Here is a 14,564-nt window from a genome sequence, read left to right on the forward strand (position 1 = left end):
CGATACCGAGAAGCGCTTTTTCTCGGTATCGTATATGCTGATGTCCCTGAACCTCGGAGGATGTCATGCCCGCGATTAACGTCAAACACGCCACCGTTGAAGATGTTCACCACCTTTATACATCACTGCCCGAATTCTCCGCGTTACATAGCCTGCAAGATTTAATTAACCGACTGAATAATAAAGAAACTTGTATATTAGTCGCCTATAAAAATGAAAAACCTGTCGGTTTTAAGTTGGGTTATGCGCTTAGCGACACCACTTTCTATAGTTGGTTAGGTGGTGTACTTCCTCACTCCCGCCGCGACGGAATAGCCCAAGTCCTATTGCATACACAGGAAGATTGGGCTTTAAATCATGGGTATCAGCGTATCGAAGTGAAAACCAGAAACTGTTTTCCAGCTATGCTGATAATGCTCATAAAAAACGGCTACCAGTTATCTGAGCTAGAAGTGGCTGACAACATAGCCGATAACCGAGTCCGACTGGTGAAGTGTCTAACGCACGGAACCAATGATAAGTAGCGAAGCTACAATATGTTACTTGCATTTAGTGCACCGATAAGGTGCGATACGTTTATTGGTCAATCGAGACGTTAGGACAATAGAAGGAATTACCATGCGTAATTTAGTGAAGTTTATGGGAGTGGGTTTGCTCGTGGCAGGACTTGCCGCGTGTGATGGCCAGTCGACTGATAACACCACCTCTGCTGCCAAAGGATCTACACCGGTAGAAGCTAGCGTACCTGCCGGAGAGAACATAAGCCTGCTTAACGGGAAAGTGACCTTTACACTACCGGCGGGCCTAACTGACCAAAGTGGCAAGCTAGGTTCTCAATCAAACAGCATGCACGTTTACGCCAATAAGAGCGGTCAGCAGGCGATCATTGTGATTATGGCTCCGCTGCCAGCAGACAGCCTGAGCACGCTGAGCGGGCGCTTGGTTGAACAACAGAAATCTCGTGATCCAAGCCTGAATGTGCTTTCTGATAAGAGCATTGAAGTAAGTGGGCAGCCAGCTCAGGAAGTGAATAGCCTGCAAACGGCCAAAGGCCAAGTTTCCTATTCCAGCATCGTACTGGCTAAAGCTGGCGATCAGTTGATGACCATGCAGGTATCTCTGCCGGGTGAAAATCAACAGGAAGCGGCTAATATTGCTAACGGTGTGATTAATACGCTGAAGATTACCGAGTAATTTTTTGCAAAAGCCCTCCCTGCTGTAGGGAGGGCTAGAATGTTAGTTTACTACGCCGTTAACCATCTTCTGTGTAACCTGTTGCCCACTCGCATTTTGCGCGCTCAGCGTGGCGTTTACGCTAGGCTTAAGCGGTGCATCACCAGTTAGCACGCCTTTTAATCCTAGCTGCATATTGACGTCACCTTTGATCGGTAATGCTGGCCATCCCCACTCAACCAGTTGATCGGCGGGTACTGCTTTCCCTTTGAGATCCAAGCTGAGCTGGCGCCCAGACTGCGTGAGCGATGCGGTTGCTTCCAAAATTCCCTTTTGCGATAACGCGCTGAGTTCAGTGACGCTAATTTGCTGGTCGTTCGCGTTCAAGCTAATAGAAAGCTTTTGCAGATCGACCTTATTAAACGTTGCGCCACTGGCGTTGAAGGTTGCTTGGCCGTCCCACAAACCTAACAGGCGGTTATGAACTAAGCGAACGTTGCTGCCAAAGCCGTCCAGCGCGGTAATTTGGAAAGGGAATTCAGGGTTGATATCGACAATCAGATTTCGGCTGCTGGAGAACTTGGTGACTATTACATCGTTTAGCCAAGTCGGCAGCGGCGTTTGCCAGATTTCACGCCAGTTTTGCGGTAGCGTATATTCCAAGCCAATGAGCGTAATTTCATCGAGGGTAAGTTGTTGGTTACTGCTTAACCAGTTGCCGCTTGCTCGCAGCAAACCGCCTTCCCAGCGAGTACTTAGCTGTTTTATCGCCACTCCCGCATTGGAAAGATCGGCGCTAAAGATAGGCTCAACAAAGTGCACGTTGCCCACGATGATATCGTTAGCATTAAAGGCGATAGTCCCTTTATCACTTTGCCAATTGCCGTTATTCCACGTTACGCCGTTCAATTCACCGTCTAAATCACTGAGCGCCCAGCCTGCACCTTCCAGTTTGGCATCGGTAATACTTATTTTTCCTAGCGTGATTGCCGGAAGCTGCTTCAGCGGCGCAAAGAAAGCGTCTAGAGATTGGCTCGTCTGCCAGTGGAGATTGCTTAGGCGTAAGTTATTGATGACCCAACTTCCATCGGCTTTACGTATTCCATCACCCGTGGCTTGGCCTTGGGCAAATTCAGCCCCAGCGTTGGTTATTGTGAGTAGCCCCTGCTTATCATTGCCTTGGATCAGTACGTTCTGTGCAGGAATATCATTTAGCGTTAGTTTGCCTGCGCTGAACTGAAATTGGTTGTTTTTGCCAAAAATTTGCCCTGAAATGGGCTGCCACGGTGAAACATAGCCGTTGACCTGTGACGCGTTAAGTTTTTGCTGAGGCTCATTTTGTTGCACCTGCATATTGAGCATGCGCAGGCTTTGGGCCTGAATTGGCAGTGCGGTTTGAGCCGTGGCTGACAGCGTTAGCGATCCATTTTCGAGCGTGATGCTATCGAAGTCTTTGGGTTCGGTTAGCTGGCGCACGCTGAGCGATAAACTGATTTTTTCAGCGCGTAGAAAAGGAGGCTGGCCGGCGTTAGCGAGCGTGACATCATGTAATGTCATTTCAGCAGGGTCGCGAATGTCGTGGTGTATTTTTCCAAGCGACAATCGATATGGGGTATTTTCATTCACCCAAGTGCTGATGTGGCGCGCGCCCCACGTGGTCTGTGCAATCACATAAGCCACAATAACCAGTGCGATGATAATCGCGAGCAGGATTAAGAGTAGTTTTCCAATAAATTTCACGGCATTAGTCCTTCAGGCCAAAGGTGCTTTAGTTTATGCCGTATTAAGTAGGCTGGCTCAAGGGATGAAATGTAAACACCAATAAAAAAGGCCGAATGCAGAAACATCCGACCTTTTTTAGCCATTTATGCGGTATTAATCTTCGTGTGGGAAAACCAGATTTAAGACTATGGCAGTAATACCGCCAGCCGCAATGCCTGAGGACAGCAGGGTTTTCATCCAATCCGGCGCGAATTGTAAAATCAACGGCTGCTGAGAAACCCCTAAACCAACGGCTAAGGAGAGCGCCATAATCATAATGGCGCGGCGGTTTAATGGCTCACGCGAGACAATACGAACGCCAGATGCCGCGATAGTGCCGAACATCACGATGGTGGCGCCGCCTAGAACGGGCTCAGGGATGTGCTGTACAAAACCCGCCACCGCAGGGAACAGGCCTAACACAATCAGCATGAGGGCGACCACAAAGCCCACATAGCGGCTTGCAACACCGGTTAACTGGATAACGCCGTTATTCTGGCCAAAGCAGGAGTTAGGGAAGGTATTAAACACCGCCGACAGCATCGAGTTAAGTCCGTTGGCGAGAACGCCGCCTTTCAGTCGCTTCATGTAGAGCGGGCCAGAAACGGGCTGCTCGGATACGTCTGAGGTCGCCGTAATATCGCCGATAGTCTCTAAAGACGTCACCATAAAGACCAGCATCAGCGGGATCAGCAGGTTCCAGTCAATGCCCAAACCATAATAGAGCGGCGTTGGCACCATTAGCAGCGAGGTGGTTTTCTCCATATTGCTGGTGTCTGGCAGCATACCCATCGCCCATGCCAGCGCGTAACCAACGGCCATGGCGATCACCAACGAAGAAACGCGCAAATACGGATTACGCTGACGGTTAAGCAAAATGATGACTACCAGAACGGAACCGGCCAGCATTAAATTACCCGGTGCGCCAAAGGTATGATCGTTCATGGCGCTGTAGCCACCGCCGATAGAAACCAAGCCGACTTGAATCAGCGATAGACCGATGATCATGACCACCACGCCAGAGACCAATGGCGTAATAATTCGGCGTGCTAGGTGCAAGAAACGCGACAGGATAATCTCGGTGCAGGAAGCCAGCATTAGCGTTCCAAACAGCGTCGCCATCATCGTTGGAATATCGGCACCGCCGTTTTTCAACGCCATTCCGCCCATAATCAGAGGGCTAACAAAGTTAAAGCTCGTTCCCTGAATCGACAGCAAACCCGAGCCAACAGGGCCCCAGGTTTTAATCTGCAAGATAGACGCTAGCCCTGAGGCAAATAGCGACATGCTGATAATGTGTTGCGTGTCCTGTGCCGGAAGACCTAACGCCTTGCAAATCAGTAGCGCGGGCGTAATCACCGCCACGAACATGGCGAGCAAATGTTGGCAGGCAGCGAAAAGGGTTTGCGGGAGAGGTGGACGGTCTTCGAGACGATATATCAGCTCACTTTTGGTCGGCGCGGTCGCACTAGGCTTCGCGGTTGAAGAGTGAACTTGGTCGAACTCAGTGGATGGCGTGGTCATAATCCATATTCCAGAAGCAACAATGCACGCATTTTAATGATAGTCGTCACAAAAGCAATCGGTTGCGCATAAATTTACCTAAAAAGGATGAGACTTTGGGATCGCATTTTTTGCTAAAGAAACTTGCCCAAGAGTTAGGTTTTGCTTTCTAATTAAGCGTTTATCATTTTTAGATAACAGAGAGAAAATTATAATTATTTGAAATAAATACAATTATTACATGGAGTAATAAGATGATTCATCTGGACGTATACGGTACGCTAGTCGCGGCGACCTTGGTGCTTCTGCTCGGGCGCCAAATGGTACAAAAAATCCCTTTCCTCACGAAATACACTATTCCTGAACCCGTTGCTGGCGGTTTGCTGGTGGCGCTCGGTTTCCTGTTGCTTAAGCAAACCACTGGCTTTGAGGTCAGTTTTGATATGTCCCTCAAAGATCCGCTGATGCTCGCCTTTTTTGCCACCATCGGCCTTAACGCAAACTTAGCGAGTTTAAAAAAAGGCGGTAAAGCGTTAAGCATTTTTGTTTTTGTGGTTGTGGGATTACTGCTGGTACAAAACGCCATTGGTATTGGGATGGCGAAAATGCTGGGGCTTGATCCTCTGATGGGGCTATTAGCGGGCTCCATTACGTTGTCTGGTGGACACGGTACGGGCGCGGCGTGGAGTAAAGTTTTCAGCGAACGCTACGGATTTGAAAATGCCACCGAAGTGGCCATGGCATGTGCCACTTTTGGCTTGGTGCTCGGTGGGTTGATTGGCGGGCCAGTGGCTCGTTACTTGGTGAAGCATTCGTCTACGCCCAACGGAACGCCGGACGACACTGAAGTCCCCACCGCGTTTGAAAAACCCTATAGCGGCCGAATGATCACGTCGCTGGTGTTAATTGAAACGCTGGCTTTGATTGCGATCTGTTTAACCGTAGGTCATGTCATCGCTGATTTCCTACGCGGGACAACATTCGAGCTGCCAACGTTTGTCTGCGTGTTGTTCGTGGGGGTTGTACTGAGCAATACGATGCATGCGGTCGGTTTCTATCGGGTGTTTGAGCGTGCGGTATCGGTTCTCGGGAACGTGAGTTTGTCGCTGTTCTTGGCGATGGCGTTGATGAGCCTGAAACTGTGGGAGCTTGCTTCTCTGGCGTTGCCTATGTTGGCCATTTTGCTGGTTCAAACCTTGGTGATGGCGCTGTACGCTATTTTTGTTACCTACCGAATTATGGGCAAAAACTACGATGCAGCGGTGCTCGCCGCAGGCCATTGTGGTTTTGGCTTAGGCGCAACGCCAACGGCGATTGCTAACATGCAGGCCATTACCGATCGTTTTGGTCCGTCGCATTTGGCTTTCCTCGTAGTACCTATGGTCGGTGCGTTCTTTATCGATATCGTTAATGCGATTGTGATCAAGCTATACCTGATGCTGCCGGTATTTCCTGCGGTGATGGGGTAGTTTTCGGTTATCGCGATCTGATCCCAACCCAACCCTCCCCTTCGCAGGGGAGGGAACCGTTTGGTGACTCTCCGTGAGAATGGGGAGGCTGGGAGGGGGCTTTACTCGAGATTATGCGTTGGTATATCGGCTGCGCTCAGGCAACCAGCGCTCGATAAGTGCCTGCGCATGTTCTGGGTAGTTTTGATGAATATGGCGTGCGATGCGCTGAACTTCAGGGATAAGCGCCTGATCGCGTAGTAGGTCGGCCACCTTGAATTCTGCGCTGCCGGTCTGCTTTGTCCCTAATAACTCACCGGGGCCTCGGATTTCTAAGTCTCGTTGAGCAATCACGAAGCCATCATTGCTATCACGTAATACCTGTAGCCGTTTTTGTGCGGTTTGGCTCAGCGGTGTTTTATAGAGCAGAACACAGTGCGACGCTACGGCACCGCGCCCGACGCGGCCACGCAGCTGATGTAACTGTGCCAAACCCAATCGCTCAGGGTTTTCAATGATCATCAGGCTGGCGTTAGGCACGTCAACGCCAACTTCGATTACGGTAGTGGCGACCAGCAACTGAGTTTCACCTGCCTTAAATGCCCGCATCACTTCCTGTTTTTCCGCCGCTTTCATACGCCCATGTACTAACGCGACCTTAATTTCAGGTAGAAGTAGCTTGAGCTCTTCTGCGGTAGCCTCGGCGGCCTGAGCCTCCAGCATCTCTGATTCTTCAATCAGCGTGCAGACCCAATAAGCCTGTCGGCCCTCTTTTAAACAGGCATTTTTAACGCGCTCAATGACATCGGCGCGGCGTGAGTCTGGAATGGCAACGGTAGTCACCGGCGTTCTTCCAGGCGGAAGCTCATCAATAACCGACGTATCGAGATCGGCATAGGCGGTCATCGCCAGCGTGCGCGGAATAGGGGTCGCAGTCATAATTAACTGATGAGGATGAAAACCTTGTTCTTCGCCTTTTTCCCATAGGGCAAGACGTTGATGCACACCAAATCGATGTTGTTCATCAATGATAACCAGCGCCAAACCAGAGAATTGCACCTGATCTTGGAAAATAGCGTGTGTGCCCACGATCATATCGACTTCGCCACTGGCAATAGCTTCCATCTGTGTCTGACGCGCTTTGCCCTTCTGTTTGCCAGCCAGCCAGCCCACTTTCAATCCTAGCGGTTCAAACCACTGGCGAAAGTTATTGGCATGCTGCTCGGCAAGCAGTTCGGTGGGGGCCATTAAGGCGACCTGTTTGCCATGCGCAATCGTTCGCAGCGCGGCAAGTGCGGCAACTAAGGTTTTACCCGATCCCACATCGCCTTGAACCAAACGCATCATAGGGACGGGCTTCGCCATATCGGCTTCAATATCAGCGACTACGCGCTCTTGTGCGCCCGTTGGTTTAAAGGGCAAAGAGGCCAACATCTGGTTTTTGAGACGATCATCAGCAGAGAGCGGCAGCGCTTTATGGCTTTGCGCTCCGGCTCGTACTGCAAGCATGCTGAGGTTATGAGCCAGCAGTTCTTCTAAAATTAAACGACGCTGAGCGGGATGTTTACCATGCTCTAGATCGGCAAGCTGCATATTTGGCGGTGGGCGATGCAGCATACGCAATGCATCTGGCAGGCTCATTAACCCTTGGCGCAGTTCATCGGGCAATAGTTCTGCTATGGGCACCGTGTCGAGCAAGGCTAATGCTTGGTCGGTCAGCTTACGCAACGTTGCCTGACGAATGCCTTCGGTAGTGGGATAAACCGGCGTAAGAGCTTCTTGCAGCTCAACGTTCTCGGTTTCACCCTGAATTTTATATTCAGGATGGATAATCTCTGCGCCTAAGTTACCGCGTTTGATTTCGCCGTAGGCTAAAACATGCTTACCGGCAGACAGGCTATTCTTCATCGCAGCGTTAAAGTTGAAGAAGCGCATCGTCAGCATACCGGTGCCATCGCTAATCTGGCTGGTCATCATACGGCGCCGACCAAAGCTGATATCGGTGCGCAGCACTTCGCCTTCTACGGTCGCAAAAATACCGGGTAGAAGATCGTTAATAGCGTACAGACGTGTGCGGTCTTCATAGCGCAAAGGCAGATGCAGCAGCAGATCTTGGATATTCTCCAGACCAATTTTGGCGAGTTTACCTGCTTGGCTGGCGCCAACGCCGGCTAAAGAAGTTAATGCGATAGCATCCAGCAAGCGGCCTTTCATCGTTAGCCTTTCGTTGACTGCATGGCATCCCACCATGCTTGAGGGGCATCGATTTGCCCTTCGTTATCGATACGTGGGCGCGGCAGCTTCTTGCGTTTGGCAACGTTGGCCAACACGGGATATCCACCTTCCCACAGTAAACGCTGTTGGTCTTCTTCGCTCAGCGGGCTCTGTTCGCGTTGATACATGCCAGCATTTTGGCGCTGGCGCTGTGCTTCATACAAAATAAGCGCCGAAGCCACTGAAACATTGAGTGACTGAACCATGCCGATCATGGGAATGATAATGTCTTGATCGGCCAAAGCGAGAGCTTCAGCCGTGATCCCGTGTTTCTCTTGCCCCATCAAAATGCAGGTCGGGCGCGTGTAGTCTATTTCACGGAAATCAACGGCGGTGCTGGAGAGATTCGTTGCCAGAATTTGCATGCCTTCAGACTTTAACGTCGAAACCGCTGAAGAGATATCTGGATGCGTTTTTACGGATACCCAGCTGTTGCTGCCTGCTGCGGTAGAGACCATGGTGCGCATGCTTTTTCCTGGCCATACGGCATGGACTTGATGCACACCCACGGCGTCAGCCGTGCGGATAACGGCTGAAACGTTATGCGGTTTGTGTACTTGCTCCATACAGACGGTAAGATCCGGCTGTCGGGTGGCAAGCATCTGACAAATCCGCGCATAGCGTTGAGGAGTCATAGAATTAGTTTCGGTTGCGGTTAACTTTAATCACATCCGGCATGATACGAATTTTACGCATGATATTCGCCAGATGGACGCGATCGCGGGTGGTCAGGCGGATGAAGGCGCTGTATACCCGGCCATCTTTCTCTTCGGTATTCATGCTTTGAATATTTGATGCGGTGGCATTGATTGCAGCCGTCAGATTCGCCAGTGCGCCCTGATGGTTAAACATATCCACTTTGATTTCAGCAATGAATTCCTGCTCGATGTCTTTATCCCATTCCACGGCCATAAACTTCTCTGGCTCTTTTTGATAGCCACGAATATTGCGGCAAGACTCGTGATGAATGACCAGGCCTTTACCCGGGCTCACGTGCGCAATAATCGGGTCACCGGGAATTGGACGGCAACATTTGGCAAAGGTGAGCAGCACGCCGTCGGCACCTTTGATCGGCAGCTTACGGCCTGAGCTTGAGCTGCTCTGCTGCGGCTCGCCGAGCAGATTTTTCGCTACCACTACGCTCATGGCATTGCCTAGGCCGACTTCGGCCAACAGGTCATCCATCGAATGGAGTTTCATGCGATCTAATTCGCGCTGAATATTCTCTGGAGGCAGGTCAGACAGCTTACGTCCGTTGCCGAGCGCGTGATTTAACAGACGACGTCCAAGGCTTACGGAATCATCGCGCTTGAGGTTTTTCAACATCTGGCGGATTTTGGCGCGAGCTTTGGAGCTGACGACGAAGTTCAGCCATGCAGCATTTGGGCGAGCGCCCGGTGCAGTAATGATTTCAACGTTTTGCCCGCTGTGCAGCGCTTGAGACAGTGGATATGGCTGTCTATCGACGCGTGCGCCTACGCAGGCGTGGCCGATGTCGGTGTGTACCGCGTAAGCAAAATCGACCGGCGTTGCTCCCGCTGGCAGTTCGACAATGCGACCTTCCGGCGTGAACACATAAATTTCGTCTGGGAACAGATCGGACTTAACGCTCTCGATGAACTCGAAGGAACTACCTGCGCTTTGTTGCAGTTCGAGCAGGCTTTGCATCCAGCGTTGTGCACGGATTTGCGCCGTGGTGCTGGATTCGCCTTCTTTATAAGCCCAGTGAGCAGCAACACCCATCTCTGCCATTTGGTCCATGTCTTCAGTGCGAATTTGCACTTCGACAGGAACACCGTGCGGACCAATCAGCGAGGTATGCAGCGATTGATATCCGTTGGCTTTAGGAATGGCAATATAGTCTTTAACGCGGCCCGGACGCGGCTTATACAAGCTGTGCGCCTGACCTAAAACGCGGTAGCAGGTATCCACATCCTTGACGATCACGCGGAAAGCGTAGATGTCCATAATGGAGTGAAACCGCTGCTCTTTGAGATGCATCTTGCGATAAATCGAGTACAGATGTTTTTCTCGACCGTTAACATGGCACTCAATCCCCGCTTCGGTAAGACGACCTTCAATCTCAGAAAGAATCTTCTGAATCATCTCTTTACGATTACCACGAGCGGCTTTCACCACTTCTTTGATAACGCGATAGCGGTTTGGATAAAGGGCTTCAAAACCCAGCTCTTCAAGCTCCGTTTTTAGGTGATGGATACCTAAACGATGTGCCAGAGGGCTATAGATTTCCAGCGTTTCACGCGCAATGCGGCGACGTTTATCTGGGCGCAAAGAACCCAGCGTACGCATGTTGTGCGTGCGGTCGGCGAGTTTAATCAAGATCACGCGGATGTCCTGCACCATCGCCATGATCATTTTACGGAAGTTTTCTGCCTGAGCTTCTTTCTTGTCACGGAATTTCAGCTTATCCAGCTTTGACACACCCTCAACCAGTTCGGCAACGCTTTTGCCAAACAGTTGTTCCATATCTTGATAGGTAGCGGGCGTGTCCTCAATGACGTCGTGTAATAACGCCGCCATCAAGGTTTCATAGTCGAGGCGCATTTCTGCAAGAATGCAGGCTACCGCGACCGGGTGAGTTATGTAGGGCTCACCGCTGGAGCGTGTCTGTCCCTCGTGCGCATCGCGCGCGACGAGGTATGCCTGTTTAAGGAGCTTAATCTGCTCTTCTGGCAGGTATTTTTGAATCAGCAGATTCAGGCTTTCAAACAGATACAAAGGCAGCTCTTCGTGTTAATTAACGACGGCCTTCAGCAATCGCAGTCACCGCTTGAATTTCTGCGGCTTCTTGCTCTTGCTGTTCCTGGCGCTCACGTACGTCGAGGATCTGGTTGTTGATCAGACCTTCTTCGATTTCGCGCAGGGCGATAACGGTGTACTTATCGTTTTCTTCTGGTACTAACGGATCTTTGCCGCCAGATTGCATTTGGCGTGCCCGACGAGCAGCGACCAACACCAGGTCAAAACGGTTACCAATTTTCTCTACAGCGTCTTGAACAGTTACGCGTGCCATAAATGTGCTACTCCACAGGTGAAGAAATGACTGGGCATGATACTGAAAGAGTCTTCAGTCTGCCAACAATTTGGTTATTAACGCGTCATGTCGCATTTTCTGGCGACCTAAACGCAGGCGTTCAGCGCGGATAATGGTTTTGAGATCGGACAGTGCCAAATCAAAATCATCATTCACGATGAGGTAATCATATTCGGCATAGTGCGTCATCTCGGCAACGGCTTGCGCCATGCGTTTGGCGATGACTTCTTCGCTATCCTGGCCACGACCGCGTAAGCGGCGACCTAACTCATCTTTCGATGGTGGCAGAATAAAAATGCTGCGTGCCTGCGGCATCTTCTTACGAATTTGTTGTGCGCCCTGCCAGTCGATATCAAGGAAGACATCCACGCCGGTCGACAAAATCTGCTCAATCGCTTTACGCGATGTGCCGTAATAGTTGCCAAATACTTCCGCATGTTCAAGGAAGGCATCTTCCCCAATCATCTGGCGGAATTCGTCATGAGAGACGAAAAAGTAATGCTCGCCGTGATTTTCGCCAGGACGTTTGGCACGAGTGGTGTGCGAAATCGAAACCTGCGTATCGTACAACGGCTGAGTTTTCAGCAATGCCTGAATCAGGCTGGATTTTCCTGCCCCGCTTGGCGCGGAAACAATATATAGCGTGCCTTGAACCATAGTGGGTCTTATTGATGTCGTTCGTGTTAAAAGAACAAAAGAAAGATACAACTCCCCGTAGTATACACGGCTACTCGCCGTGATGCAGCGCCCACTTTCAGTCTACGGCGTGAATTTATTTGTCATCTCTGTTCATTGCGAGCCTGTTTGCAAAAAAAAGTGCAACCTTGTGTCGGCTATTAAATCTGTGATGAATCCGTTTCGCAAAGGCCAGCAAGACCGCTGGAATACTGTCCTGCTTGCGTTTTAATGGCTGTAAACAGGAGGTGTCATATGGCATGGAAAATATGGATTGCGCTACTCGTGTGGTTTGTTTCCGGTTTTAACCGAGGTTGGGCTTATCCTCTGTGTCCACAATGGACAAACGAACGCGGGGTTCGTGAGATCGGCGCATTGCAAAAGCAGATCGCCAAGTGGGATGAAGACTATTTTCTACAGGGCTCATCGTCGGTACCTGACGAGATATATGACCAAATGGCCCAGCGGTTGAAAACGTGGAAGCACTGCTTTTCCCAAGTAAATTCAAACCCAGCGGCGCTTGAACCACGTAGTTTAGGTAATACACTTCGTCATCCCGTGGCCCACACTGGGCTGAATAAGTTAGAAAATGCGGCTGCGGTGCAGGGATGGTTACAAGGCAAAAAAGGCGTTTGGGTGCAGCCGAAAATTGATGGCGTGGCAATTACGCTGCATTACCAGCGTGGGCGCTTAGTCAATATGATCAGCCGTGGCGATGGTCTGAAGGGACAAGATTGGACCAAGGCCGCGATGGCGATTGCGGCCATCCCTAAAAAGATTACCGATGAAAGCGCCGATGTTGTGTTGCAAGGGGAGCTATTCCTGAAGGTGACCGATCATCAACAAAAAAGAGACGGCGGGATCAATGCTCGAGCAAAAGTAGCAGGGGCGATGAGGCTAAAAATTTTACCTCCTGACACCGCCGCGCAGCTTAATGTTTTCATCTGGGGATACCCCGACGGCGCGGATAATATGCGGCAAAGGTTAAACACATTGACGCAGTTGGGGTTTCCACTGGCAGAGCAATATACCAATGCGGTGGCAGATATCGGTGCCGTTGAGCACTGGCGCGACTATTGGTATCAACACGCTTTGCCTTTTGTTACCGATGGCGTGGTGTTGCATATGGATCAACAGCCCGCAGCATCGTTGTGGCAGCCGTCGCCGCCCGGATGGGCCGTAGCCTGGAAATATCCCCTGAAATCCCAAGTTGCAGAAGTCAAAGACGTGCAGTTCAGTATTGGGCGCAGTGGGAGAATCAATGCCATCCTGCTGATCGATCCTGTGATGGTTGATGATAAGCGTGTTAGCCGTCTGAGCTTAGGTTCTGTGATGCGTTGGCGGCAGTGGGATGTTCAACCCCATGATCAAATTTCGGTCGTGTTGGCAGGGCAAGGCGTTCCTCATTTAGAAAAGGTGATTTGGCGTAGCCCTGACAGAGTCATCATCAATGCGCCTGACCAAAATAAATACCATTCATTAAGCTGTTGGCACTACACGCCAGACTGTGAGCAGCAGTTTGTTGCACGCGTAGTGTGGATGGTTCAAACCTTGGGCGTTTCAGGTGTTGGGGAGGCTTTCTGGCGAGAATTGGCGCAGCACGGATTGTTATCTGACATGGATGCTATTTTTCGGCTGACGGAGGCTGATTTAATCAAGACGGGCGTCGGTGTAAATCGAGCACGCACGTTTAGCGGCGATCTCGAAAAAGCTAAAGCGGCGCCAACAATAACGTGGCTGAAAGCGTTGGGGATGCCAAATACGGTAGCCAACTGTGGCTTAGCAATCATCGCTTGCCACTTTTCACCGGTTCAAGAAAAACAATATCAGCGGATCTGGCATAACGCTGAGTGGCTTGAACTTGTAGAGCGATTAAGGCAGCAGGGCGTTGCTGCCTTTAATCAATTATCTATTAGTGATCGGGCTGCTGGTAGTCAAAAACGGGCAGACCCAAGCGAAAGCGCAGCGCCAGTAAGCGTGCCGTGAAGCCAGCAAATAGCGTAATCATCACCGTGAGATCTTGTGGGATAGAGAAATAAAGCAATCCCATATAAAGCCATGCGGCGGCAAAAGAGATCCCCGCATACAGCTCTTTTTGAAACACTAACGGGATGCGATTACAGAAGAGGTCACGTAGGACGCCACCAAAGACGCCGGTTACAACGGCAGCAATAGACGCGATGATCGGTCCATGTCCCATCTCTAATGCGACCTGAGCACCGATAATCGAAAATACGACGAGCCCAACGGCATCTAAAACTAAAAAGAGTTTACGTAGATGCGTCATTAACGGTGCAGCCCACGTTGTGACAATGGCGGCAACGGCAACAATAACGATGTTTTCAGGATGTTTAACCCAGCTCAAAGGATAGTGGCCTAGCAGCATGTCACGTACAGAGCCGCCGCCAATGGCTGTGGCAGAAGCAATGATAATAACGCCAAACATATCCATTTGACGGCGGCCAGCGGCGAGTGCGCCGGTCATGGCTTCAGCAGTGATCCCAACAATATAAAGAATACTCAGTAACATGACCCAACAACCTTTTAGAGCTGAAATGAGATAACAGAGCATGCAGAGTAGTGACTTGCGGTGACTATCTCGACTGAGTTTTTCTAAAGGGTTGGGTTTCGAATTAATACCGCTATGTCAAAAAGTGATCTTAATGCTGAATATA

General features: G+C 50.5%; 12 protein-coding genes. 4 read left to right on the forward strand and 8 right to left on the reverse strand.

Annotated features, from left to right (window positions below; translation table 11 throughout):
* The first annotated feature begins 65 nt into the window (after positions 1-65).
* Together DSM2777_RS02840 and DSM2777_RS02845 are read left to right on the forward strand one after the other, a co-directional pair.
* A complete protein-coding gene (locus DSM2777_RS02840; protein WP_061553109.1) occupies positions 66-524 on the forward strand; it encodes a GNAT family N-acetyltransferase in 459 nt (152 codons plus the stop codon).
* 94 nt (positions 525-618) lie between these two features.
* A complete protein-coding gene (locus DSM2777_RS02845; protein ID WP_046457308.1) occupies positions 619-1,194 on the forward strand; it encodes a DcrB family lipoprotein in 576 nt (191 codons plus the stop codon).
* Between the two features lie 42 nt (positions 1,195-1,236).
* Here DSM2777_RS02845 and DSM2777_RS02850 read toward each other — a convergent pair whose 3' ends face one another.
* Together DSM2777_RS02850 and DSM2777_RS02855 are read right to left on the reverse strand one after the other, a co-directional pair.
* Complete coding sequence (locus tag DSM2777_RS02850) at positions 1,237-2,913, reverse strand: AsmA family protein (RefSeq protein ID WP_061553110.1); 1,677 nt, start codon at positions 2,911-2,913, stop codon at positions 1,237-1,239.
* Positions 2,914-3,048: 135 nt separating this feature from the next.
* A complete protein-coding gene (locus DSM2777_RS02855; protein ID WP_061553111.1) occupies positions 3,049-4,458 on the reverse strand; it encodes a nucleobase:cation symporter-2 family protein in 1,410 nt (469 codons plus the stop codon).
* A 233-nt stretch (positions 4,459-4,691) separates the two neighbouring features.
* On the opposite strand from DSM2777_RS02855, the gene gltS reads away from it, so the two are divergent.
* Positions 4,692-5,906 (forward strand): sodium/glutamate symporter, encoded by a 1,215-nt coding sequence (gene gltS / locus DSM2777_RS02860; RefSeq protein WP_040045251.1) that lies wholly within the window; start codon positions 4,692-4,694, stop codon positions 5,904-5,906.
* Positions 5,907-6,017: 111 nt separating this feature from the next.
* Here the strand turns inward: gltS and recG are convergent, their stop codons facing one another.
* Genes recG through gmk form a run of 5 tightly spaced genes read right to left on the reverse strand, consistent with a single transcriptional unit; the run spans position 6,018 to position 11,871 of the window.
* Positions 6,018-8,099 carry an ATP-dependent DNA helicase RecG gene (gene recG, locus DSM2777_RS02865; RefSeq protein WP_061553112.1) on the reverse strand — a complete coding sequence of 694 codons (2,082 nt, stop codon included), beginning with the start codon at positions 8,097-8,099 and terminating at the stop codon, positions 6,018-6,020.
* A gap of 2 nt (positions 8,100-8,101) precedes the next feature.
* Entirely contained in the window at positions 8,102-8,794 is a 693-nt protein-coding gene (gene trmH, locus DSM2777_RS02870; RefSeq protein ID WP_071889855.1) for a tRNA (guanosine(18)-2'-O)-methyltransferase TrmH, read from the reverse strand.
* A 4-nt stretch (positions 8,795-8,798) separates the two neighbouring features.
* The gene (gene spoT / locus DSM2777_RS02875) at positions 8,799-10,898 is read right to left on the reverse strand and encodes a bifunctional GTP diphosphokinase/guanosine-3',5'-bis pyrophosphate 3'-pyrophosphohydrolase (RefSeq protein ID WP_061553113.1); all 2,100 of its coding nucleotides are present in this window, start codon (positions 10,896-10,898) and stop codon (positions 8,799-8,801) included.
* Between the two features lie 19 nt (positions 10,899-10,917).
* A complete protein-coding gene (gene rpoZ, locus DSM2777_RS02880; protein ID WP_004094076.1) occupies positions 10,918-11,193 on the reverse strand; it encodes a DNA-directed RNA polymerase subunit omega in 276 nt (91 codons plus the stop codon).
* Positions 11,194-11,247: 54 nt separating this feature from the next.
* Positions 11,248-11,871: a guanylate kinase gene (gmk, locus tag DSM2777_RS02885; RefSeq protein WP_025797264.1), complete on the reverse strand. Its 624-nt coding sequence runs from the start codon at positions 11,869-11,871 to the stop codon at positions 11,248-11,250.
* 273 nt (positions 11,872-12,144) lie between these two features.
* On the opposite strand from gmk, the gene ligB reads away from it, so the two are divergent.
* Positions 12,145-13,875, forward strand: coding sequence for an NAD-dependent DNA ligase LigB (gene ligB, locus DSM2777_RS02890; RefSeq protein WP_061553114.1), 1,731 nt, complete (start codon positions 12,145-12,147; stop codon positions 13,873-13,875).
* On the opposite strand, the gene DSM2777_RS02895 is transcribed toward ligB, so the two are convergent.
* Positions 13,802-14,419: a trimeric intracellular cation channel family protein gene (locus DSM2777_RS02895; protein ID WP_025797260.1), complete on the reverse strand. Its 618-nt coding sequence runs from the start codon at positions 14,417-14,419 to the stop codon at positions 13,802-13,804. The genes ligB and DSM2777_RS02895 overlap by 74 nt on opposite strands.
* Positions 14,420-14,564 lie beyond the last annotated feature (145 nt).

It is taken from the genome of Obesumbacterium proteus (assembly GCF_001586165.1).
GTDB lineage: Bacteria > Pseudomonadota > Gammaproteobacteria > Enterobacterales > Enterobacteriaceae > Hafnia > Hafnia protea.